This is a genomic window from Rhodopirellula sp. J20-39 (genome assembly GCF_057365095.1).
This window is the reverse complement of sequence record NZ_CP195123.1, coordinates 7,042,600-7,063,860: the sequence shown is the minus strand read 5'-3', so window position 1 is coordinate 7,063,860 and position 21,261 is coordinate 7,042,600. Positions and strand designations below refer to the sequence as shown.

General features: G+C 54.5%; 16 protein-coding genes. 3 read left to right on the top strand and 13 right to left on the bottom strand.

Annotated features, from left to right (window positions below; translation table 11 throughout):
• Positions 1-12: 12 nt before the first annotated feature.
• The 3 genes from ACR3ZL_RS25785 (at position 13) to ACR3ZL_RS25775 (ending at position 6,530) form a co-directional block, all read left to right on the top strand.
• Positions 13-1,356: a 3-keto-disaccharide hydrolase gene (locus tag ACR3ZL_RS25785; RefSeq protein ID WP_473650231.1), complete on the top strand. Its 1,344-nt coding sequence runs from the start codon at positions 13-15 to the stop codon at positions 1,354-1,356.
• A gap of 1,401 nt (positions 1,357-2,757) precedes the next feature.
• On the top strand, positions 2,758-6,033 hold the full coding sequence (locus tag ACR3ZL_RS25780; RefSeq protein ID WP_473650233.1) for an LPS-assembly protein LptD: 3,276 nt from the start codon (positions 2,758-2,760) through the stop codon (positions 6,031-6,033).
• 2 nt (positions 6,034-6,035) lie between these two features.
• Positions 6,036-6,530, top strand: coding sequence for a diacylglycerol kinase (locus ACR3ZL_RS25775; protein WP_473650234.1), 495 nt, complete (start codon positions 6,036-6,038; stop codon positions 6,528-6,530).
• 330 nt (positions 6,531-6,860) lie between these two features.
• Here the strand turns inward: ACR3ZL_RS25775 and ACR3ZL_RS25770 are convergent, their stop codons facing one another.
• The 13 genes from ACR3ZL_RS25770 to ACR3ZL_RS25710 form a co-directional block, all read right to left on the bottom strand.
• Positions 6,861-7,796, bottom strand: coding sequence for a lactate/malate dehydrogenase family protein (locus ACR3ZL_RS25770; protein WP_473650235.1), 936 nt, complete (start codon positions 7,794-7,796; stop codon positions 6,861-6,863).
• A 120-nt stretch (positions 7,797-7,916) separates the two neighbouring features.
• The gene (locus tag ACR3ZL_RS25765; RefSeq protein WP_473650236.1) at positions 7,917-8,789 is read right to left on the bottom strand and encodes a class II aldolase/adducin family protein; all 873 of its coding nucleotides are present in this window, start codon (positions 8,787-8,789) and stop codon (positions 7,917-7,919) included.
• A gap of 79 nt (positions 8,790-8,868) precedes the next feature.
• Positions 8,869-9,159 carry a EutN/CcmL family microcompartment protein gene (locus tag ACR3ZL_RS25760; RefSeq protein WP_473650237.1) on the bottom strand — a complete coding sequence of 97 codons (291 nt, stop codon included), beginning with the start codon at positions 9,157-9,159 and terminating at the stop codon, positions 8,869-8,871.
• Complete coding sequence (locus ACR3ZL_RS25755) at positions 9,156-9,869, bottom strand: hypothetical protein (RefSeq protein ID WP_473650238.1); 714 nt, start codon at positions 9,867-9,869, stop codon at positions 9,156-9,158. Before ACR3ZL_RS25755 ends, ACR3ZL_RS25760 begins: the two co-directional genes overlap by 4 nt.
• 60 nt (positions 9,870-9,929) lie before the next feature.
• Positions 9,930-10,184 (bottom strand): EutN/CcmL family microcompartment protein, encoded by a 255-nt coding sequence (locus tag ACR3ZL_RS25750; protein WP_473650239.1) that lies wholly within the window; start codon positions 10,182-10,184, stop codon positions 9,930-9,932.
• Positions 10,184-11,623: an aldehyde dehydrogenase family protein gene (locus tag ACR3ZL_RS25745; protein WP_473650240.1), complete on the bottom strand. Its 1,440-nt coding sequence runs from the start codon at positions 11,621-11,623 to the stop codon at positions 10,184-10,186. Before ACR3ZL_RS25745 ends, ACR3ZL_RS25750 begins: the two co-directional genes overlap by 1 nt.
• Before the next feature lie 78 nt (positions 11,624-11,701).
• Complete coding sequence (locus ACR3ZL_RS25740) at positions 11,702-12,013, bottom strand: EutN/CcmL family microcompartment protein (protein ID WP_473650241.1); 312 nt, start codon at positions 12,011-12,013, stop codon at positions 11,702-11,704.
• A gap of 56 nt (positions 12,014-12,069) precedes the next feature.
• Positions 12,070-13,287: an acetate/propionate family kinase gene (locus tag ACR3ZL_RS25735; protein WP_473650242.1), complete on the bottom strand. Its 1,218-nt coding sequence runs from the start codon at positions 13,285-13,287 to the stop codon at positions 12,070-12,072.
• A 50-nt stretch (positions 13,288-13,337) separates the two neighbouring features.
• Positions 13,338-13,607 carry a BMC domain-containing protein gene (locus ACR3ZL_RS25730; protein WP_473650243.1) on the bottom strand — a complete coding sequence of 90 codons (270 nt, stop codon included), beginning with the start codon at positions 13,605-13,607 and terminating at the stop codon, positions 13,338-13,340.
• 102 nt (positions 13,608-13,709) lie between these two features.
• Positions 13,710-14,009: a BMC domain-containing protein gene (locus ACR3ZL_RS25725; RefSeq protein WP_473650244.1), complete on the bottom strand. Its 300-nt coding sequence runs from the start codon at positions 14,007-14,009 to the stop codon at positions 13,710-13,712.
• Positions 14,010-14,062: 53 nt separating this feature from the next.
• On the bottom strand, positions 14,063-14,800 hold the full coding sequence (pduL, locus tag ACR3ZL_RS25720; protein WP_473650245.1) for a phosphate propanoyltransferase: 738 nt from the start codon (positions 14,798-14,800) through the stop codon (positions 14,063-14,065).
• Positions 14,797-15,618 carry a DeoR/GlpR family DNA-binding transcription regulator gene (locus ACR3ZL_RS25715; protein WP_473650246.1) on the bottom strand — a complete coding sequence of 274 codons (822 nt, stop codon included), beginning with the start codon at positions 15,616-15,618 and terminating at the stop codon, positions 14,797-14,799. Before ACR3ZL_RS25715 ends, pduL begins: the two co-directional genes overlap by 4 nt.
• A gap of 220 nt (positions 15,619-15,838) precedes the next feature.
• The gene (locus ACR3ZL_RS25710; protein WP_473650247.1) at positions 15,839-21,235 is read right to left on the bottom strand and encodes a DNA repair ATPase; all 5,397 of its coding nucleotides are present in this window, start codon (positions 21,233-21,235) and stop codon (positions 15,839-15,841) included.
• Positions 21,236-21,261 lie beyond the last annotated feature (26 nt).

Sequence of the window (21,261 nt, the reverse complement as noted above, 5' to 3'; positions counted from 1 at the left end):
ACGATGCTTGTTATGCTTGCTAGTCGATTTTTGCTTCCCAAACCGCTTTCTCAACTTCTTGCCATCGTAGTAATCGCGTCAATGACGTCGGGGACCTTGTTGGCTCAGTCTGATGCCAAGAAAGCCGATGCAAAAGCACCCGCAGCGACCGAGGCAGAAGCTGAATCTGCAAAATCTGAACCGGTCCCATCAGAGCCAGCCAAGGCCGAATCAGGAAAATCGGAATCAACAGATCAGAACATGCCTAAGGAGGCGGACAAACCCGTCGCCGAATCCAAATCCCAAGAAGACAAAAAGTCAGCGGACAAGACGGAGCGTGAGGAACCCGCTGTAGCCCCGCCTGTCGAAGATCCGGCTCTGGAAGCAGAGTGGAATTCCCAGGGCGTATGGCTCTCGCCTCCTCAAGAGGGCCCTGCTGCTCGTGACTTTGCACTGGTCGGTGAATACTTAGGTGAAATTAAGGCCGGGAAAGAGGATGCTCAACTTTGGGGAATCCAAATTCGGGCACTTGGCGATGGAACGTTCGAGGCACGCGGCTATGTGGGTGGATTGCCTGGACAAGACGGATCCACCGAAGACGGCATGATGGTTTTGGTGGGGCGTCGCAGCGGTGACACGTTGGTGTTGTCAGGCGGTCCTTGGGCGATGTTCGCCGGTCCTGAACAGTGCAAGGTGATCAGCGTTGAAGGGGAACAACTGGGGACTCTTCCACGAGCGAATCGCGTTAGCCCGACATTGGGTGCGAAGGCACCCGAAGGTGCGATCGTGTTGTTCGATGGCAGTGGCACCGAGCAATTGGTCAACGGTCGATTGACGCCCGGCGGTTTGTTGCGTCAGGGGGCTGATATTCAGTTCATGTTGAACGACTTTGATTTGCATGTTGAATTTCGTATTCCTCACATGCCCAAACAAGAAGGCCAGCAACGCGGCAACAGCGGTCTGTATTTGCAAAGCCGTTACGAATGTCAGATCTTGGATTCGTTCGGTGCTCCAAGGGTCTTCAATGGTTTGGGAGCTCTTTACCGTCACCGAGCTGCGGACGTGAACATGGCGTTGCCACCTTTGGTTTGGCAAACGTACGACATCCATTTCACGGCTGCGCGTTTTGGTGCGAATGGCAAAAAGCTAAGAGATGCTCAGGTCACTTCATGGGTCAACGGCGTCAAGGTTCAGGATGCCCAATCGTTGCCGGGCCCAACGGGTCATGGCCAACCAGAAACACCGACTTTGCTGCCTACGAAGATGCAAGATCACAAGGATCCAGTTCGTTATCGCAACGTGTGGGTGATCGATCGTGGCTTGGTTAGCGGCGTCCCATTCCCCAAAATGGCCGAAAAGACTGCCTCGCCGAAGTAACGCCGGCTCGCAGGCCATTTGGCGGGTTGCCATGAAGGTTGCATTCAAGCGAATGCATTGATTCATCAAAAGGCCTGGAACACCAGAGGAATTCTGGCGTTCCAGGCGGACAGGCGAAGCCCATTTAAATAGGTGATTGCCATCATTGCTAGCGAACGCTAGTCGGCAGGCTTATGAGCACGACGTGCAAGACACGCATTGTTCAGTGCTGCAGTCGCAAGTTGTGCATTCGCAGTCACCGTCGCACTGAGTGCAATCACACTCCGTGCATTCGCAAGCGGCGGCACAGTCACATTCAGTGCAGTCACAGACCGCACAGTCGCATGCGGCGCAGTCACAAGCCGCGCACTCGCAGGCGGTACACTCGCATTTCTCGCAAGTGCATTCTCCGCCGCTGCAGCAATTGCAGCCTTCATCGCACTGCCCGCAAGGACAAACCTCAGCGGACGTTGAAGCGAGCGGCGTCGATTCAGCAGACACGTTGCTGCGAATTAGAAACGCGGATAGGGCGGCTACCAACGCGATAGAAGCCAGGATCATTGGGGTTCGAAACATCATATTTCCTCTATTGAAATCAATTGAAATGGAACAGTCGTCTGAATTCAGCGACTGTTAATTCAACCAACGACATAGAAGCGCGCAGCGGTCGCTTGAGGTGATCGAATACGATCGCCTTGTTTCCGCCTTTGCTAATGAACGAACAGGGATACTGGTCAACCCTGGCGTACCAATCCAAGGTACCAAGCCAATGGGGTTCTTCGTCGGAGCTTCAGGTGTTGAGGCTGTAACGACGACCGGTTCGTGTTTCCACTGCTGGATTTCGCACGGACACTCGTGTTTCACACACGCGGTTGTTTCACCGATTTCTGATGCCGTGCACGCACAACAACTAGGTAGTTCTTCATCCGCAAGGGACGCTTGAGGGCCAGGGGCTTGGCAGCAGCAATCCGGCACTAAGGCAGGCCACGCAGCAATCGCGAAGCATGCAACGATTGCGGGCACCCACCGCATCATCTCTGTGAGACGAGGCAGTCGCTGTGATGAGCGAAATCGGTTGGTGGGCAGTCGCTGTGATGAGCGAAATCGGTTGGTGGAGGGCCGTGCCGAGTGTGACATAATTACATGCTACGGAGCTTGGCCGGTTTGGGTCAAGATAATTTGGCTTGTGGCTTGAACGTTTGCTTTCGTAGTGTGATCTCCGACGATCGACCGCTGCGTTGATTGTCGCTGTAAACACTGTATTTCACGAGACTTCCGTTACAAGTTGCCTTTTTGGCCGCTCCTATTACCCCTGACGTATGCCCGCCTCGAAGGTCGCAAAAAATTATTTTTGCTTCGTCGAGGATGTTTGCTGCGCGGTCCAAGTGGGGCAAAGAGCTGGCCGTCGGAAGTTTTTTGACCGTGGCGATTTGTATCGGAGCTGGCCTCTTATGCAGTTCACCAGCGATCGCAGGCGAGCCACTCTTGGCAGTAGAGCCAGCGACAGCAGTTGATCCCGTAATCCCAAGGAATTCCGAGACACTAGGCGATCACGAGACGGTTTTCGTTGCCGGTAATACGGTTCACCGCTGGCGAAATGCGAGCGGCGGGCAAGATTGCACACTCGTTCGTGGCGATTGCGTGCTGAAGCATCAGGGGAAACGCTTCCGCGCCGAACAGGTTTTCCTGGTGGTCGACGGTCAAGGTGATGCAGTCGGAGTCCACTTGTTGATGGACCGCGTTCGGATGAGCGAATCGGAATCCACTCGCAAGCCGATCGTTGCGCATTTGCAACTTGATGAGCCTCCACGCATTGAAGCCCACAACTATCGCGGCGAAACCGAAGTGCCGGCCGCTTGGTGGTCGCAATTGAATCTGCCCCATCCAGGTATGGCTTCCGTCCTGGCAAATTCCGCTGCGGTAGCGAACTCCGGTTCGAAAATGAGTCCGAAACGGCTTCCGGATCCAGGAACAATCTTGCCGGTTCAATACGTCGAGTCGCCAGGAATGCTTCCACAGGGCGGACGGGTGATCGATGCACCGTATTTTGAGTCTCCCAATTCGGAAACCACTCCGTTCACACCACCGGTGACGAGCTATTCGCCGCAAACGAGTCCGCAATATTCGGCGCCCGCTTATCCCGGCCCTACAACGTTGGCGGGGCCAACCCCAGTCATGCCGCTTCCCGATGCACCGATCTTGACCGAAGACGGTGGGACGACCGGTGGATGGCAGTTTGTCGTTGGTGGTGGATCGCGTAGCGTGGAGTTGTTGTCGCGTGGAGCATCGCTACCGGCTCAATTCGAAACAATCAATCGCGTTGAGAACAATGAGACGATCGTGGTCGCTCGAGGCGGAGTAACTGTGTTGGTCCGCGACATCACGGTCCAGGCACCCGATGGAATTACCTTCGATCTAGGAACCGTATCCGTCTCAGCGGACCGGATTGTAGCTTGGTTGCCGACGCTGGGAGATATCTTGACCGGTGCAGCGGATGCCTCAATGGCGGAAGGTGAGATGTATCTGGAAGGAGATATCGTTTTCCGCCAAGGCGATCGAATCATCTATGCCGAATCGATGTACTACAACGTGACCCGAGAGGTCGGTGTGGTTCTCGATGCGGAGGCAATTACATCGATTCCGGAGTACCAAGGGACCGTCCGCGTTAAGGCGGAACAAATGCGACAGGTTGCTCGGGATAACTACGTCGCCACTAATGCGGCGGTCACGAGCAGCCGAATGGGTGTGCCAAGTTATTGGCTGCAAAGTCGACAGCTGCAGCTGACACAGCGGCCCGTCGCGAAGACGGATCCGTTTACCGGTCAAGCGGTAATGGACACCGAACCCTACGTTTCTAGCGGCGGCAATTTCGTTTATATGGCCGGTGTGCCGGTACTGTATTGGCCTCGGTTTACGACACCGCTTCGCAAGCCCACGTTCTATCTGACCGGGGCGGACGTCAAAAGCGATAGCATCTTTGGAACCCAAGTATTGCTGGAGTGGGATCTGTTTCAGTTGCTCGGTCTGGCGAACACACCGGAAGGCGTTGAGTCGATCTTGTTGACGGATTACTTGAGCGATCGCGGTCCGGCAATTGGAAGTCGCACGACGTACAATAAGTCAAGTTTGTTTGGGTTTTCTGGTCCGGTCGAGGGCGAGTACGACAGCTACGTGATCGATGATTCGGGATTGGATGTCTTGGGCAATGGGCGCCGAGACTTGCAACCTGAAGAGACGCTTCGTGGTCGCACGACGCTTCGGCATCGTCATCATCTGTCGAACGATTGGGAATTCATTGCTGAGTTAGGCTACCTCAGTGACCGGAATTTCCTGGAACAGTATTTTGAACAAGAGTGGGATAGTAAGTCAGATGCGACGACGGGGCTGCGACTACGACGTTACGCGGGTTCCCAGTTGTTCGACCTGAACTTCAATGTTCAGATCAATGACTTTTATCAGGAAACGGAAAACCTTCCGTCGTTGAATCATCATGCGTTGGGCGGTTCGCTGTTGGGCGATCGTTTGACGTGGTCGATGAATAATGAAGTTGGATATGCGAGACTGAAAACCGCCGACACACCAGAAGATCCAGCGATTGCAGCGGTGACGGCCGTGCTTCCGGGTGAAGTTGAGAGTGAAGGAATTGTCGCGCGAACGCGTCAAGAGATCTCCATGCCAATTCAAGCGGGACCCATGAAGGTCGTCCCATTTGCCATCGGTGAGGCTTCACACTATGGCGAAGACATCAACGGAGAAGAGTTGACTCGGTTGTGGGGTGGCGGCGGTATTCGTGCAAACTTGCCGTTGTCGCGAATCGATCCAACGATTCAGAGTAGCTTGCTGAATGTACGAGGGTTGGCTCACAAGATTGATTTGTCAGCGGAATACTTCTATGCAGACAGCGACACGAACTACGAGCAATTGCCGTACTACGATCCGCTGGACGATAACGCTCAGGAAGAGTTCCGTAGGTTCTTCACGTTTGACACCTTTGGCGGATTGTTGCCGGATCAGTTCGATCCGCGCAACTACGCTTTAAGGCAAGGAATTCAACGATTCGTCACCAGCCCTAGTAGCACAATCGCGGATGATACCCAACAGTTGCGTCTAGGGATGAAGCATCGGTTCCAGACCAAACGCGGGTTGCCGGGACGTGAGCGTATTGTGGATCTGTTCCGCTTTGATGTGGAGACAATTCTTTATCCGGAAGAGGTGCGGGACAACTTTGGTGAAACCATTGGACCGACGATCTTTGATGCTCAATACAACTTGGGCGACCGTGTCACGTTATTGAGTGATGGCTATCTTGATTTCTTCGACGATGGACTCCGGTCTCTCAGCGCCGGAATTCGAACCAGTCGGCCAGGCTTGGGTGACTTCTATGTGGGGCTGTTGTCACTGGAAGGACCGATTAGCAGCACCGTGTTGCGAACAAGCTTGGATCATCGATTGAACGAAAAATGGATCGTGTCGGCAGGCAACACTTATGACTTTGGTGAAGCCGGTAACGTTGGGCAATCATTTGGTTTGACTCGGATCGGCGAATCGTTCTTGGTGCAAATTGGCGCGAAGGTTGATAGTGGCCGAGACAATACCAGCTTCGGATTCCTGATCGAACCACGGTTCCTGTCACTCGGAAAACTGGGAACTCTAGGCGGCCAGATGATCCCACCACCTGGCGTGGAAGGTATTGAGTAGCGATGCCCAAAGAAGGTGACGCTAATCGAGAAGGTCAGCATCCGGATCAGGTACCCGGACAAACAATCAGGACGGGGCGAACGTCGGAAGCGGATCAAGCAGGCTTGCAACTAACCAGGCAGACTTGGGGTGCCAAGTTTCGAGTGGCGTTGAGTGGTCTCGCTTGGGCGGTCAAAACACAGAACAGCTTTCGCGTGCACATGGCTGCCACGCTCTTAGCGATTGGCGTTGGGGCTGGGTTGCGGATCGACGCTTGGCAGTGGGCGGCAATCTTGATTGTCATCGGCGGCGTTTGGACGGCCGAGTTACTGAACACCGCAATTGAAACGCTGGTGTTGGTCGTGCACCCACAACACGATGAAAGAATTGGCCGGGCTCTCGATGCCGCCGCGGCTGGGGTTTTGGTCGCGTCGATAACGGCAATTGCCGTCGGCCTAATCGTATTAGGACCCGATCTCTATGAACTACTTTGGTCAATTGGGAAACAACAGGACTGATCCTGTTATTCCAAACCCCAAGGCATCGCCGACGCCAGGGAACCACTGGCCAGATGCGAAAATTGCGCCCTGAGGGAGTGCGAGGAACTTTGAAACACGCAGCCGTTACATGCTAATCCCATTACCCCTGCGCACCCCGTCAGGACGCAACTTACATAAGTCAATATATGTACATTGGCGCCGCTTTGCGAAGTCTAGCTTAGTTCAATTCGGTATGAAATGTGGTTTCGTGAAAAAAAACCTATTCTGCCCAAACAGAACATTCTACCAAGGATCGGAGGGCTGTTGCGTGTTGGGGATTTCCGTAAGCAAAAGATAAAGCGAGCTTGCTTACCGTACTCTTTGCATCACCGTATCCAAGGTTTTTCGAAGTGCTGCACCACTTTGACGCAGCCCTTGAACTTCCTTCGGCCACAGGTCGATTTCCATGGTTGCTTGGACACCTGTTCGTCCCAAAACAGTCGGAACACTCAAGGCGACATCCCGGATTCCGTAACAACCATTTTGAATGCTACTGACAGGAAGCACTGTTTGTGTATCCAAAATGATGGCATCGACACAGTCACGAATCGCGACGCCAACGGCAAAGCCGGCTCCGCCTTTTCGCTTAATGACTTCAGCGCCGCTTCCGCGTGTGCGTGTAAATAGTTGGCCAGCTAGGCTTGGGTTCCAGCCAGGATACTTGTCCAGAGGCAGACCAGCGATTGTGGCGCTACTCCAGATTGGCACCATGGTTTCGCCGTGCTCGCCCAAGATCAAAGCCTTGGTTTGAGTTGGTGGTGCCTTCAACTCGTCAGCGATCAGTGAACAAAAGCGGATCGTGTCGAGCTGTGTTCCCAGGCCGATGACTTGTTGTTGTGGCAAACCGAGCATGTCGGCCGCAACGTAGGTCAAGATATCGACAGGATTGCTGACCACCAGGACGATTGCATCGGGCTTGGTACCAGCCGCTTTGATGTTGCGAAGGATATCAACGAACAGGTCCGTATTGCGATTGATCAGATCCAATCGTGATTCGTCTGGTTTACGACGTAATCCGGCCGTGATGCAGATGATGTCGGAGCTGGGGATGTGTTCGTAGCCGCCACCAGCGAAGGTTTGATTGGCGATGCTGGGACTACCGTGTTGCAGGTCCAAGGCATGGCCTACTGCAAGTTCTTCGTTGACATCGAGAAGGGCGATTTCGTTGGCGAGTCCGCCACACTGCAATGCGTAGGCTGCACAGGAACCGACCAGGCCACCGCCGCCGATGATGGAAACTTTCATGATTCTTAAGTATGGATTGTGTGGAACGTGATTGAGGGGGCAAACACGCTCGCAAGAACGTGGATGTCAAAGAAGGCGACTATCAGTGGATCTTCGCCGTTGGTTTTCCAATCGAGTCGACTAGCGGCTCATTTGACGAATGACTTCGTCGGTGATTGCTTTGACGAGCTGGGCTTCATCCACACCGGCGGGAAGCGAAGGCTTGCCATTGCTGGCTGCGTCGCCGGTTGACTTGATTGGTGGAGGTGCTGGGAAAGCACGACGCTCGACACCGGTGTCGGCCCACGAATCGCGGAAGATGTCATTGGCGCAGATATCGCAATCTTTGAAGTCGGCGGTGTTACGAGGATCTTTGTAGCCCCACTTTTCCTTCAGATCCAACAGTTCGCGTGACTTTTCTTCGTTCAAGTACGACACGTTGCCAAGCTGTTTAGCGAGCATCAGCATACGGCAGTACGAATCCAGAATCTCGGTCCACCAATAAGCTTGCTCAACGGATTCACCGTAAGACACGGTGCCGTGGTTTGCCAGGATCATCACGTTGGTCTTGTTAACGTATGGGATGATCGTGTCGGCGAAGGCTTGTCCACCAGGTGTTTCGTACTTGGTGATAGGAACGTCGCCCAAGAAGACTTCCACTTCAGGCAAGATGCACTGTGGGATCGGCTCGCGAGCGATCGCGAAAGCAGTGGCGTGTGGCGGGTGACAGTGCACAACGCTGCGGATGTCATCGCGTTGCTTGTAGATTTCCAGGTGCAGCAGTGCTTCGCTGGATCGTTTCTTGCGTCCGGACAATTGCTTGCCGGTCATGTCGACCAAAGAAATGTCGTCAGGCTTCAGAAAGCCTTTGCAGTGCAGGGTGGGGGTGCAGAGCACTTCGTTTTCGCTCACTCGGACGGTGATGTTCCCATCGTTTGCCGCAGCGAATTGGCGGTTGTAGATACGACGTCCGATGTCGCACATGTCCTGTTTGATTTGATGAAGATTTTGCATTGTGAGACTCGTCAAAAACGAAGGAAGTGGAAGAGGGATCTAGATGGGGAGAGACGGGGTTTGGTAAACGGATCGATCGCTAACCGGGAGCGGTCGTTTCGCAGTGATCAAGGATCGCCACAATGGACGCGTCGATCGGTTTGATGTCTGGCTTAAATGGCGCCGCGGACTCAGGGCCTTCGGCGAGGGCGACGAGGTCACCTTCGCTGGAGCCACATAGGTCCCAAGCGACAATCAGGTCGCCGCCGGGAGTCAGGTTGTTTAGGTCGTCGGTGGAACCCACGACTTCGATGCAACGCAAACGGGAGGCTTGCATTGCTGGGTGCATCCGGCACAAGGTTGTGTTGCCAACGACTCGAGCAATTTTCATCGTTGGCCTCCGGCGACCGTAATCTTCGGAACGCCCGTCCAAGGGGCTGGCGTCCGTTGGGCGATTGCAATGATGCTGTTGACCAACGCGATCAATGGCAGATGCTGAACGTCGAGAACAAATACAGTCGGACGGAGTTCGTCTTTAAAACGTAGGACATCATCGGTGCGGCTGATTAGTACCGCCGAAGTGTTTGACGAAATGGACTCGTACACGGCGAGGGCAGGGCGGTTGGAAAGCGTGGCGGTCACACCCGCTTGTTCGCATAGCCGAACGCCACGAGTGAGTAGTTGCTTTTCGACCGCTGAAAATAATCCTGCATCGACTGAATCGTCTCGCGTCAGGCGGACTCGGCGAAAAGGTGAGCGTTTGGCTGTAAGCGTTGTTGCCTTGGATGACTTCGAAGGGACGCTTGTTTGGATGCCAGCAAAACTGAATTCGATGTTACGATGCTTCAGTTCGTCCTTAGCAGCGGGCGTGACCACGCACTTTGCCGGCAATTGCAGTTGCTTGATTCCGGCGGGAATTTCTTTCAGGTCTGCTAGCGTGACGACGCGTCGATCCAGCGTGAATTGATTAGCGGGAGCCGGGACGGGCGTTGTCGGTCCGTTCAAATTGGGTTGTGTGTCCTGAATCCGCTGCAGCACTAAGCGAACGATCGACTCAATGTCGATTTCAGCAAGCGCGGCGGGAGGAAGTTTGGAGGACACGTTGGAAAGCTATTGACTAGGTTTTGTTCGAAGTTGATTGGGAAAGGTGCGGTGTAAGACTTAGTCGATTAAGCCGCACACGCTCCATCGTGCTGGGCAATTGTCGACGCCGGTCATTTCCTTGATTGGACTGCCGTCGCTGGTCAGCATGACTTGGTCGCCCACTCGGCAGCCCATCGAATCGAGGACTAAGAGGGGTGGCCCGTCAGCGGATCCAGAAGCGTCCAGCGGCTGGGCGATGACAAGGCGTTGGCCGACGAGCGATTCGTGCTTGGTCGTGGCTCGAGCATGTCCGACAACGTTGGCGGGTTGCATCAGACCACTCGCAATTCGTCGACCATGGTGCAGCGGCGTTCGCGGGTGAACGTGTTGGGCGTGGTGACGCCTTCGCCGGTTGGACCAGCGATGCTGAAGGACAGGTAGCCTTCGCCGCCCAGTCCAAGACCAGCGGTGCAGGGGCCATTCTTGATGTACAAGGTGGTATCGAGTTCACGGCCCATCTTGGTCATGTTCGAAACGTTGCGCGAGTGAATGATCGCGGTGTGTCGGAAGCCGTGTTCGTAGTGTTTGGCCAAGGCGATTGCGTGGTCCACGTTGCGGGCTCGTACGAATGGCACGAACGGCATCATTTGTTCGACGGTGACAAAGGGATGATGCTCATCGGTTTCGCCGAAGACCAGTTCACAACCTTCGGGCGGATGAGCACCGGCGGCACGAGCCAGGACCGATGCATCTTTGCCGATGAAGTCCTTGGCGGCGGCGTCGTGTTGGTCGTCACCGACTTTGGCGATCGCTTGGCTGGTGAGCGTGGCGATTTGTGTTTCGTCAAGTTGCAACGCACCGGCTCGTCGCATGGCGGCCATCATGTCGTCGAAGACGGAGTCGACAACGAAGACTTCTTTTTCGCTAATGCACAATAGGTTGTTGTCGTAAGCGGCACCTTGAATGATGCAGCGAGCGGCGTTGTCCAGATCGGCCGTTTCGTCAACAACGACGGGTGGGTTGCCTGGGCCAGCAACAATCGCTCGTTTACCACTTCGCAAAGCAGCGCGGCCGACAGCGGGGCCGCCGGTGACACAGATCAAGGCAATGTCGCGGTGAGCGAACAGCGCGTCGGCACTTTCGAGCGTAGGTTCGGCAAGCACGCAGATCAGGTTGTCGATGCCGACTTCGGCTGCGATGGCCGCATTGAATCGGCTCACACCTTCGGCAGCGACTTTCTTACCGGATGGGTGTGGGTTGACGACAACCGAGTTGCCGCCCGCGATCATGCTGACCGCGTTGCCGGTGATGGTGGGCAGGCTGTGTGTGACCGGCGTGATTGCTGCGATGACGCCAAAGGGAGCTCGTTCGATTACGGCCAATCCGTTGTCGCCACTGAAGGCTTTGGTTTCCAACATCTCGGTGCCTGGTGACAACATGCCGAGCGTTTTGAGCTTTTCAATCTTGTGCTCAGGACGACCAATCCCGGTTTCTCGCATTTCCATCAGCCCGAGTTCTTCGCACTGGTCGATGCTGATGCGGCGGATGATGTCGATGACTTGTTTACGTTCTTCCATGCTCCGTCGACGAAGTTCTTCCTGGGCGTGCTTCGCAGCGGCGACGGCTTCGTTGACGTCGGTGAACACGCCATTGCGACCGGCACCCGGCGCGACGTTCTTGCTAAGCGGCGTTGCGGTGCCGGTAGGCATCGGACCCACTTCGGAAAGAACCTGGGCGACTACGTTGCGGATGATGGATTCGTCGAGTTGCATTTTCGTTATCAGTATTTGTGTTCAGTAAACCGTGGGGAACGGAGCCAGCGGCGTTGTGCCGTTCGCTCTTGGTAATACTTAGTCGTTTCGTGAATAGACCGACTTCTTTTCGGCGTGGACGCTATCGACGATGCCGATAATGACCGCGTCGATCGGTAAAGTCTTGGTTTCGGGAGTCAGGCGTGCTGAGCTTCCTTGGCAAACCAAGACCAGATCGCCTTCACCCGCACCGAGCGTGTCGACCGTAATGAATGTTCGGCCGGTAGTAACCAGCCGATCACGAGCGTCCGCGTCGAGCCGGTAAGGCTCCACGATCAGCAGCTTGTGGCCGGTCATCGCTGGCACCTTTTGAGTGCTGACAACCGATCCGGTTACGCGGGCTAAGAACATGATTGGTGTTGGTAGTGAAGGTTTGAAAAGTGTGTGACAACAGTTACATCAAGTCGCTAGCTGCCAATCGCTTTCTTGGTTCGTTTGGCGACAATCCATTCTTCGTTTGTCGGAACCACCCAGATTTGTGTCTGGCTTGATTCGTCATGCAACGGTCCTTCGGTGCGGTGTCCCTCATTTCGACTTTCGTCTAAGACGATGCCGAGTGATTGCAGGTTGGCACAAACAGCTCGACGAACAACATCGCTGTTTTCGCCAATCCCACCTGTGAAAGCGATCACGTCGACGCCACCCATGGCCACAATCATGCCGCCCATGTGTCGCCGGATTTCCTCCACGTAAACGTCCAATGCCAAAGCCGACTTTGCGTCTCCTTCGGCAGCGGCGGATTCGATGTCACGGAGGTCACCACTGCGATCGCTGAGTCCTTTCAAACCACCTTCGCTGGCCAGTTCGCCGAGCAGCGTTTCGAGTGATTTCCCACTCCGCTCGATTAACAGGGGCAACGCAAATGGATCGAAGTCACCGACACGGTTGTTTTGCGGTAGACCGGTTTGCGGCGTCATGCCCATCGTGGTCATCACGCTTTGGCCGTTTTGAATGGCCGTCAAAGAACTGCTTCCGCCTAAGTGACACGAGATCACTCGCAGGTCATCACGACCCAAAAGTTCAGCAGTTCGTTCAGCGATGAAGCGATGGCTCGAACCATGGAATCCCCACTTTTGAACCTGATACTCTTCGCGCCAGTTCGGCGGCGTCGCGTACAAGCGGCGTGCCTCGGGGATCGAATCGTGGAATTCAGTTTCAAATGCGGCGACCAACGGCAGGTTCGGGAATCGCTCTCGCAACAGTTTCATCGCGGCGATGTACGGCGGGTTGTGGGCCGGAGCGGCGGCATTCATTTCCGCCATCGCTTCGAGCACATCGTCGTCCACCATAAATGTCCCACTCTTGCGTCCACCGTGAACGGCTTTGAAACCGATCGCGGAAACTTCCGATGCGTCTTTCAAGCATCCGTGTTGAGAATCGGTCAACTGATCCAAGCAAGACTGGACGGCGATACCGTGATCTGGCACTGGCATTTCGTAGACATTGTGATAGTCACCAATCGTGACTTCACAACGACTTTCCGAAGCGTCACCGATTCGTTCGACGGCACCACGTGCGAGCACACGGTCGTCGGGACGAATGTCGGCAGCGTGCAGGTCACCGCTGACGTCGAGCAGTTTGTACTTGAAGCTGGTTGAACCTAGGTTCGCAACAAGAATGAGCATGAGGATCTTCCGTGAGTAAGTGGGGAATCGCGAGTGAAGGCGGGAGCTGACTAGCTAAAGTAAGCGCCAACCAACCCATCGGCAGGCCGAGGGATGATGTGGCTGCTGACCAATTCGCCCGCAGTCGCTGCAGCAGCAGCACCAGCTTCGACAGCCGCGCGAACGCTTCCGACGTCACCGCTGACGACGGTTGTGACCAAGCCACCACCGAGGTCGACACGTTTGACGATTTGGACGTTGGCCGCCTTGGCCATGGCGTCGGTGGCTTCGACGAGAGGCAACAAGCCCTTGGTTTCAATCAATCCGATTGCTTCGTTCATTATTTTAGCTCTTAGCAGTTAGCGTTTAGCAATTAGCTGTTGGTATGGGAGATGGATGGTTTGGAAGCTAAAAGCCAATCGCTAATAGCTTGCCGGCTTCTTCTACTTTTTGGCTGGTGTGGCAGGCAGCTTGAGTACCTTTTCGAGGTCCGCGTGTGGGCGTGGAATCACTTGCACGCTGACGACTTCACCGATGCGACCAGCAGCAGCGGCGCCGGCGTCGGTGGCTGCTTTCACAGCAGCAACGTCGCCAGTGACGAAGACGGCTGCGAGACCCGCGCCGACTTTGTCCCAACCGAGAAACTGAACATTGGCGGCCTTCATCATTGCGTCGGATGCCTCGACCATGGCGACAAAGCCTTTGGTCTCGATCATGCCGAGCGCTTCATTAATTTTTGCCATCGAATTGGATGCCTTTCTTAAACAGAACTAACAGGAGAGAGGGGAAACAGAGATCAGTGACCGCACGCACAAGCGTCGGGCATTTTTTGTAAGATTACTTCCGAAGCTGCGTCCAAATTGCACGCATTGCCTTCGTCGGTATCAATGTGAACTTCAAGCTTGGCGGCCTTATCGGCTCGAACCAAAACGTCATCGAACGTCATGCTGCAGTCAGCGCTTTTGACAACAAGCTGCATCATGTCGCCGTTGGCCACGCCGTAGTAATTGGCGTCGTGGTCGTTCATGTGAACGTGTCGAGCGGCGCGGATCACGCCTTGGTCCAGTTGGACGCTGCCGGCGGGGCCGACCAACACGCAACCGGGTGTGCCTTCGATTTTGCCGCTATGGCGAACCGGAGCGTCGATGCCGAGCGAAATAGAATCGGTGAACGCGAGTTCGAGTTGGCTGAATGGACGAGTGGGTCCCAAGACGCGAACGTTGGGCAGCATTCGCTTACGCGGGCCCACTACCATCACGGTTTGTTTGGCCGCGTAAAAGCCGTCTTGGTACAGGTCCTTGTCGGGTTCCAGAATGCTGCCAGCACCGAACAGGATTTCAACATGTTCGTCCGTCAGGTGACAGTGCCGGGCTGAGATGCTGACCCGTAGATTGGGCTTACCATCAACCCAACCCAGCGGCGCTACCGAAGAACTTTGGGGGGCGCTTGAACCGTTAGACGAAGCGCCGCCTGCTTGGCGAATCGCCTGGCGGACGAGGTTTTCAATTTGAGACCGGTCGACAGTCACACTCATGTTGAAGAAGCCGAATTGAGTTCAGATATAGAAGTATCGGGGGTGGAGTTGGCACAGTCAGTTGAAGCCAACAATAGTTCGACCCCTGACGATTCCAGCCAGGGTTTCCATTGAGAATCGAGTCCGTCGTCGGTCACTACCCTGTCCACGTCCTGCAATCCGCAGATTTGGGACAAGCTGACTTTTCCGAACTTGGTATGATCCGCAAGGACGATGGTTTGGTCCGCTGCGGTGATCATCGCTTTCTCGCTTTCCACCAGCATCATGTCGCTGTTGAAGAAGCCTCGCTCGGTCACACCGGCGACTGAAAGGAATGTTTTTGATACGTTCACGCCGGCCAATTGCGAGTCCGCCATGGGGCCGATCGTGACCGAGGTGCGACCGCGAACGCAGCCGCCGATCATGACCAGGTCGATCGAATCACTGGTTGATAGTAGATGCGCCACCGGCAATGAATTGGTCACCACCTGCAGCGGTCGGTGCACGATTTGACGAGCGAGTTCATAAACCGTACTGCCGCCATCCAGCAGAATCGTGTCGCCATCTTCGACCAGGGTCTCGGCGAGCCGACCGATCGCTTGCTTGCGTGGCCAAGCGTCGTCTTTTCGTGAGCGAAACACGCCTAGCGTGTCGGTTTGGCCGGTCCAGTAGACGCCGCCATGGGTACGCCGAGCCAGACCAGCGTCTTCCAAGATTTCCAAATCGCGACGAACGGTTGATTCGCTGACGCCGAGTGTGGACACCAGTTCACCGAGCGCAGCAAACCCAGATGACTGGACATGCTCGCGAAGTTTTTCGCGTCGGGCGTCGGTGGACAAAGTGTAACTCGCTGGGGAGACGGTTTTCTTTCAAGGGGTGATAGTATTCTCGCATCAAGGGAAGAATGCAACCTATTTGGCGACGATTACGCAAAATAGGTTGACCTGGATGGTTTTGGAGAGATCGGTCTGGTAGATATCTTTCGCTTTGTTGGTCGATTTCTGGCGGGTTGTAGACGCGGATTCCTAGCCCAGTGTTTTTGTTTTTGTGCGCAAGACGTTATTCGCCGAGAGGTTTTTTAACGATCGACGGATCGACTGCTGCGTCAGGATCGAGTGCGGATTCGACCTGTTGGTAGGTTTGCATCATCTGATCGAGCTGCTTGAGCAAACGATCGATGTCACGTCCATTGTCAATTGATTCCGTCAGCAGTGGACGCATCCATTCTTGCATCAGATGGAATTGGCCTTTGATCAATTCCGCCATCACGCGAGGGACTTTGTGCTGAACGAGGACCTTTTGTTCCGGTGGGGTGATGGCCTGTTGCTTGGTGAGGTCCTCGATGCGATTGCCGGTCGTTTCCATTTGACGCGCCATGGATTCGCCCATTGCCAGCAAGGTTTGCCGTAGCGAATCGACTCGAGCGTCCATCTTTTCTTCCGCTGAGTGATCTTCCATCGCGATTGCTTTGGCGATGACTTGTCGGATGGATTCGAGGCCATCACGCATGGACGCCAGTTGCTTCATGACTTGGCCGACCTGATCGTCGCTATCCATTCCAGCCATTCGCACGTTCTCGATGAACGCGTACTTGATCGCTTCCCATCGCTGAGTTTCTTCCGATGTCAGGATGCCCATCAGTTCTTTGAACTTTAGCACGTTGGCTTCGTTGTCGGTCGTCAGCGTTTGGGCATCTTGTTCGTAGTTGCTGATGATCAACGTTTGCAGTTCAGCATCATTCATGACGGGAGCGACACGTTCGGCAATCCGGTTCATGTTCCGGTAACTGCCTTGCAACTTGAATGGCGGTTCGGTGCGATACGCGTCGGCTTGGGCAGCGCTACGGATGTATGAACGATTGACTCGTAAAACGACGTCGCGAACACGTAGTAGTTTACGGGCCACTTCGAACATGTCACGGACTTGATCGAGCGGCAGGTTGCTTTCCAGGTCGATGCCTTCGATCGAATCGCGTTGAGCGGCGAGCAGGATCTGACGAGCATCCTTGGGTGGCGAGGAAGCCAGTGGAGCAAGCGTCGCATTGCTGGTGAGGCAGTTTTCGAGATAGCTCATCTCGAAAGCATCCGCCTTGTCGCCAATGATTTCGCCCAAATTGTAGACATCGGCTCGGTTGGAAAGCATGTCAGGAATCTGGAAGCGATCGCCGCTTTCGGTATAGGGGTTACCCGCCATGACAACGGCGACGCGGCGACCACGCAGGTCGTACGTCCGCGTTTTTCCATTTCGGACGCCTTCGATTTTTCGAGTCGCGTCGCAAAGAGAAATGAACTTCTGAAGGAGTTCTGGGTGCGTGTGCTGAATGTCATCAAGGTATAGCATCACGTTGTCGCCCATTTCGAGGGCCAGGTTTAGACGCTCGACTTCTTCTTTCGCGGCCGCATTGGGGGCTTCGGCCGGATCAAGGGAAGTCACACCATGTCCAATCGCCGGACCATTGATCTTCATGAAAACCAACCCAAGCCGGTTGGCGATGTATTCCATTAAAGTCGTTTTGCCGTAACCTGGCGGCGAAATCAGTAACAGCAGACCCATGCGGTCCGTTCGTTTGTCTTCGCCAGCGGTACCCATTTGCTTAGCAAGATTGTCACCGATGATGGGAAGATAGACTTCGTCAAGAAGTTGATTTCGAACGAAGCTGGATAGAACTTTGGGCTTGAATTCTTCCAGCCGCATCTCTTGTCGTGATCGGTCGATGATCTCCGCTTTTGCGGTATGCAATGCCCGGAAACGTGGAACGACTTCGTTGGTGTAATGACGTAGGCGTTTATTAAACTCGTGGTAGTGCAGGGTGAGCTGGCCGTCTTGAATTCGTTCATGGCTGCCCAGTAACCCAGTGATGTGTGTGGCTACGGGAGCGGACTTGGCTTTCTTGCTGGTCGTGCCACTTGGCGATGAATCGTCCAAACGTGAGTTGTCGTTGGACAGGCTTTTCAACTTCTCACCCGCGTCCGCTTTTCTGTCCTTTGTTTTGTTACTCGAAGACAGTTGCGACGATTCGGATTGAGATGTGACCGAACGCAAGATGAGCCAAGCGATCTCATCTCGATAGCCCGTTGCCGGATCGATTTCAGCCGTGGATTGCCCGCGATCTCGTTTTGCAAGAAATGCATCCGCCCAGTTGCGTGCCAACACAAAACACTTCAAAGGATCATGAGCGTTGTCATTGATCCCTGCGTTCAGCCATTTCGAACGGTCGGATTGGGGCAGAGACTGTTCCAACTCGCGGAGCAGATTACGTGCTGGATCACTGACGATTGCTTGTGAGGAGGGCGAGATTAGTTCGTCGAATAGATAATCCGCCACTCTGGTAGGGCTGACATCGGAGCTAAACAAAGGTGACCATCTAGACGAATCCGCGTCGGCGAGTTCCGTCAGTCGTTGACGAAATTCAATGGCAGGCTTCGCATCGGGAAGTGCCCGAGCCAGTTTTGCAAAGCCTTGAATCCATTGCTGCATCTTGCGACGGTCATCGTCGCTAAGGATCTGTTCGAACCAAAGTAGGCTCGCAGCGCGGAGGGACGGTTCGTAGCGAAGTAATCCTAAGTGGGTTTCCATCTCGATGAGTGCAGCGAGGATTTTAGCTGCATCAAGATCGTGGACGCCCTTGGCATAGCCTTCATCGAAACGACCGGCCATTTGTTGGGCGATCCAAGCGGTGTCGGGTTTGTTCGGTGTCTGGCTTGCTTTCGCGAACAGATCCATCGCGAGATATTCCGCTCTATAGACGTTTCGGTTCTCGCTGATCAGCGGCTGGTCCCAAAGGTCACGAGCGTCGTTGAGCCGGGGTTCGTGCATCGGTTCAAAGAACTGGGTGCCAGTCAAATGCAGGCAAAGTTCACCGCCTCGCAATACCGTTGTCAAATCGAGCGGTTGGGTGTTGACCGCGAATCGGCGTTCACCCAGCCGGATGATATCACCACCGTCTTCGTATAGGTCTTGCCGATCTTTCAGGCCACGCATGGCGTCTTCGCGGACGACCTTCATGCGTCCTTGCAAATCGCCGACCCGAACGGCATCACTCAGTTCATCGAGTTGTTCAATCAAATCTCGCAACTTGGCAACCATCAGGTCGCCAGCGAAATAGGCGGCGATGTCATCGGTGGATTCCATCGCGGTGACCCGCGAGTTGATCCCTTTGAGAATACGGTCGGCTGCCGAGGCCAAGGATTCAGCACGCCGATTGCGTTTTTCGACTAGGGCAATCTTGCGGGACTCGAACGCGGCGTAGACCTCTTCGCGTCGTTCGCTAAGTGTTTCAATGAACTCGTCGAATTCTGCGAATCGTCCTTCGAGTTCTTCCAGTTGCACCATGACTTTGGTGAGATACTCGTCGCAGCGAGCGGGTGTGTCGCACACGTCGAGATAGCCCGACGTGGTTTGTTCGAGAAGTTTCATTTGCGACGCAAACTCGGCCCGCCCTTCGGAGCCGACTAGATCGCGTCGTCGGTTCTTCAGTGCACTGCGAACCCGGTTGACTGACGCGAAAACGTTGCCAATCGAATCGATAATTTGAGTCCGCTGGGTCGCATCATCGATTTGCAGGTTGCTGACGGTTTCGGTCAACAGTTCTAAATCGGAAGCGGCGGTATCGATCTGTTCGCTAAGTTCACTAGCGACGGCAACGGTTTGGACTTCCTTGACCTCCGCTTCGGCGGATTCGATACGTTGTTGGTAGGGTGCCAGCGAGTCCGGTTCGAGCAGGAAGTCCACACAGCGACGACTGAGCCGATCGGCGTTTTCTTGAACACGTTTTTCGAGATCGTCGACCAGCGATTCATCGACAAACTTCAGGTCTCGAAGCGTGATCGCATGCCCGCGATGTTGGCGAAGTTCGGTTAGCGAAGAGACAAAATCGTCGATTGATTCGAAACGTGCTCGTTCGATTTGCTTTAGAGTGGCATCAATGGCAGATCGAACTTGTTCGGTTTGCTTGGTCGTCGATTGGCGAACACGAACGACCTTTTCGAATTCGTCGATAGCGGCAGCGGCAGCGTGCTTGATCCCCGTCAGGGGTTCGTCAAGTCGATGGGTTTCGTCCTTTCCGATCCAGAAATAGCTGTCTAGAACGTCACCGGTCTTCTTGGCGAGATCGCTGTAGAGACCGTCGTAGCTATCGTCCTTTTCAATCAGTTGCAGGATCTCGGTGCACTCGGCCATCCCGCGAACGAGATCTTTGTTGCCGATCTTGAAGAGCAGCGAATCGGTTTGGTTGTCCGGTAGATGATTTTCACCCGTGAATGGCGTTTGCCAAATTTGGATGGCGTGATGCTTTTGGGGAGCTTCTTGTGTCTTGAAACACACCATTTCGCCGGCTTCGAAGAAGGTTTGCCCATGGCAAACCAGCGGTGTGTCGACGCTTTGGCGAATTTGGTTGTACCGAAGTTGGATGTAGGTACCGTTTTCGATGTTACTGAACAGGTACAGATAGTCTTCGCCATTGGGTGACGTAATGGTGCGTTCGAAACGCATGTCAGAAAGACCATGGTCGAAACGCTTAAATTCGCCTGATTGTAAGTAGTAACCGCCTGGGAAAATCAGTCCCTGGTCACCTGGCAGCATAACGCAAGCATGCTGCATTTCGTCCAGCCGAACGGCTTGGTTGATCTTGCCTGAAAAAACGATGTAGCGAAATGCTTCCTCTTGATACGGCTTGATCTTAAGCAGCACTAAGTTGCCGACGATGGCGTAGTATGTTTCTGCGTCGTCGAGTTTTTGGTCGGGGTTATCGACCGGTTCAGCGTAGATTCCTTCGCCGCTGCTGGTGTTGTTTTCCACTTTGACGGTCAGGTCGCCGCCAACCGTTTCCACAAAGACTTTGTCTTCGATCGAAATATGTGGGTGTTCGCCGTAGCGGTGCATATCGCGGGTGGCGCGTTCCCAAGCGAATGCATGTTGAGGTGGGCGTTTGACTTCGTGATCGCTGCGGTTGTCGATGTACTGCATCGTTCCATCGGCCAATCGCCATTTGAACGACTTGATATCGCGGGCCGTTTTGCCAACCTGAAACACCATGTGCAGGTTAGGGCCGGAAACGAAGAACCGCAAAAATGTGGTCCCTTTATAGAACCGGTACAATTCCTCGAAGTCACGAATGAACCTTGGATCTTGCAATTGATCCAGCGGGGTGGGGTGGAAGTGGTGGTCTTCCATCCGATAGATCGAAAAGACATCCGGAAGATGAATCTCGGTCTTCAGCCCGAACTGCACGTTGTAGCCGAATACAAAGTGCTCACCGATCGAAACGATGTCGCGAGGGACGCAGTTGTGATCAGTCGTGACGCGCTCGGTAGCGACCAAGCGGGTTTCGATATTACCAAACACTTCGTTGCGATCGATGTTGAGAGCATCGAGTCGGTTGCGAAGTTCACCAGCCGAATCCCGCAACCGGTTGCGCAGGATCTCGTAGGTTCCGCCGGCAAGTTGAGGTTCGGACATAGATTCAGGTTCCCTTATCAATCGGG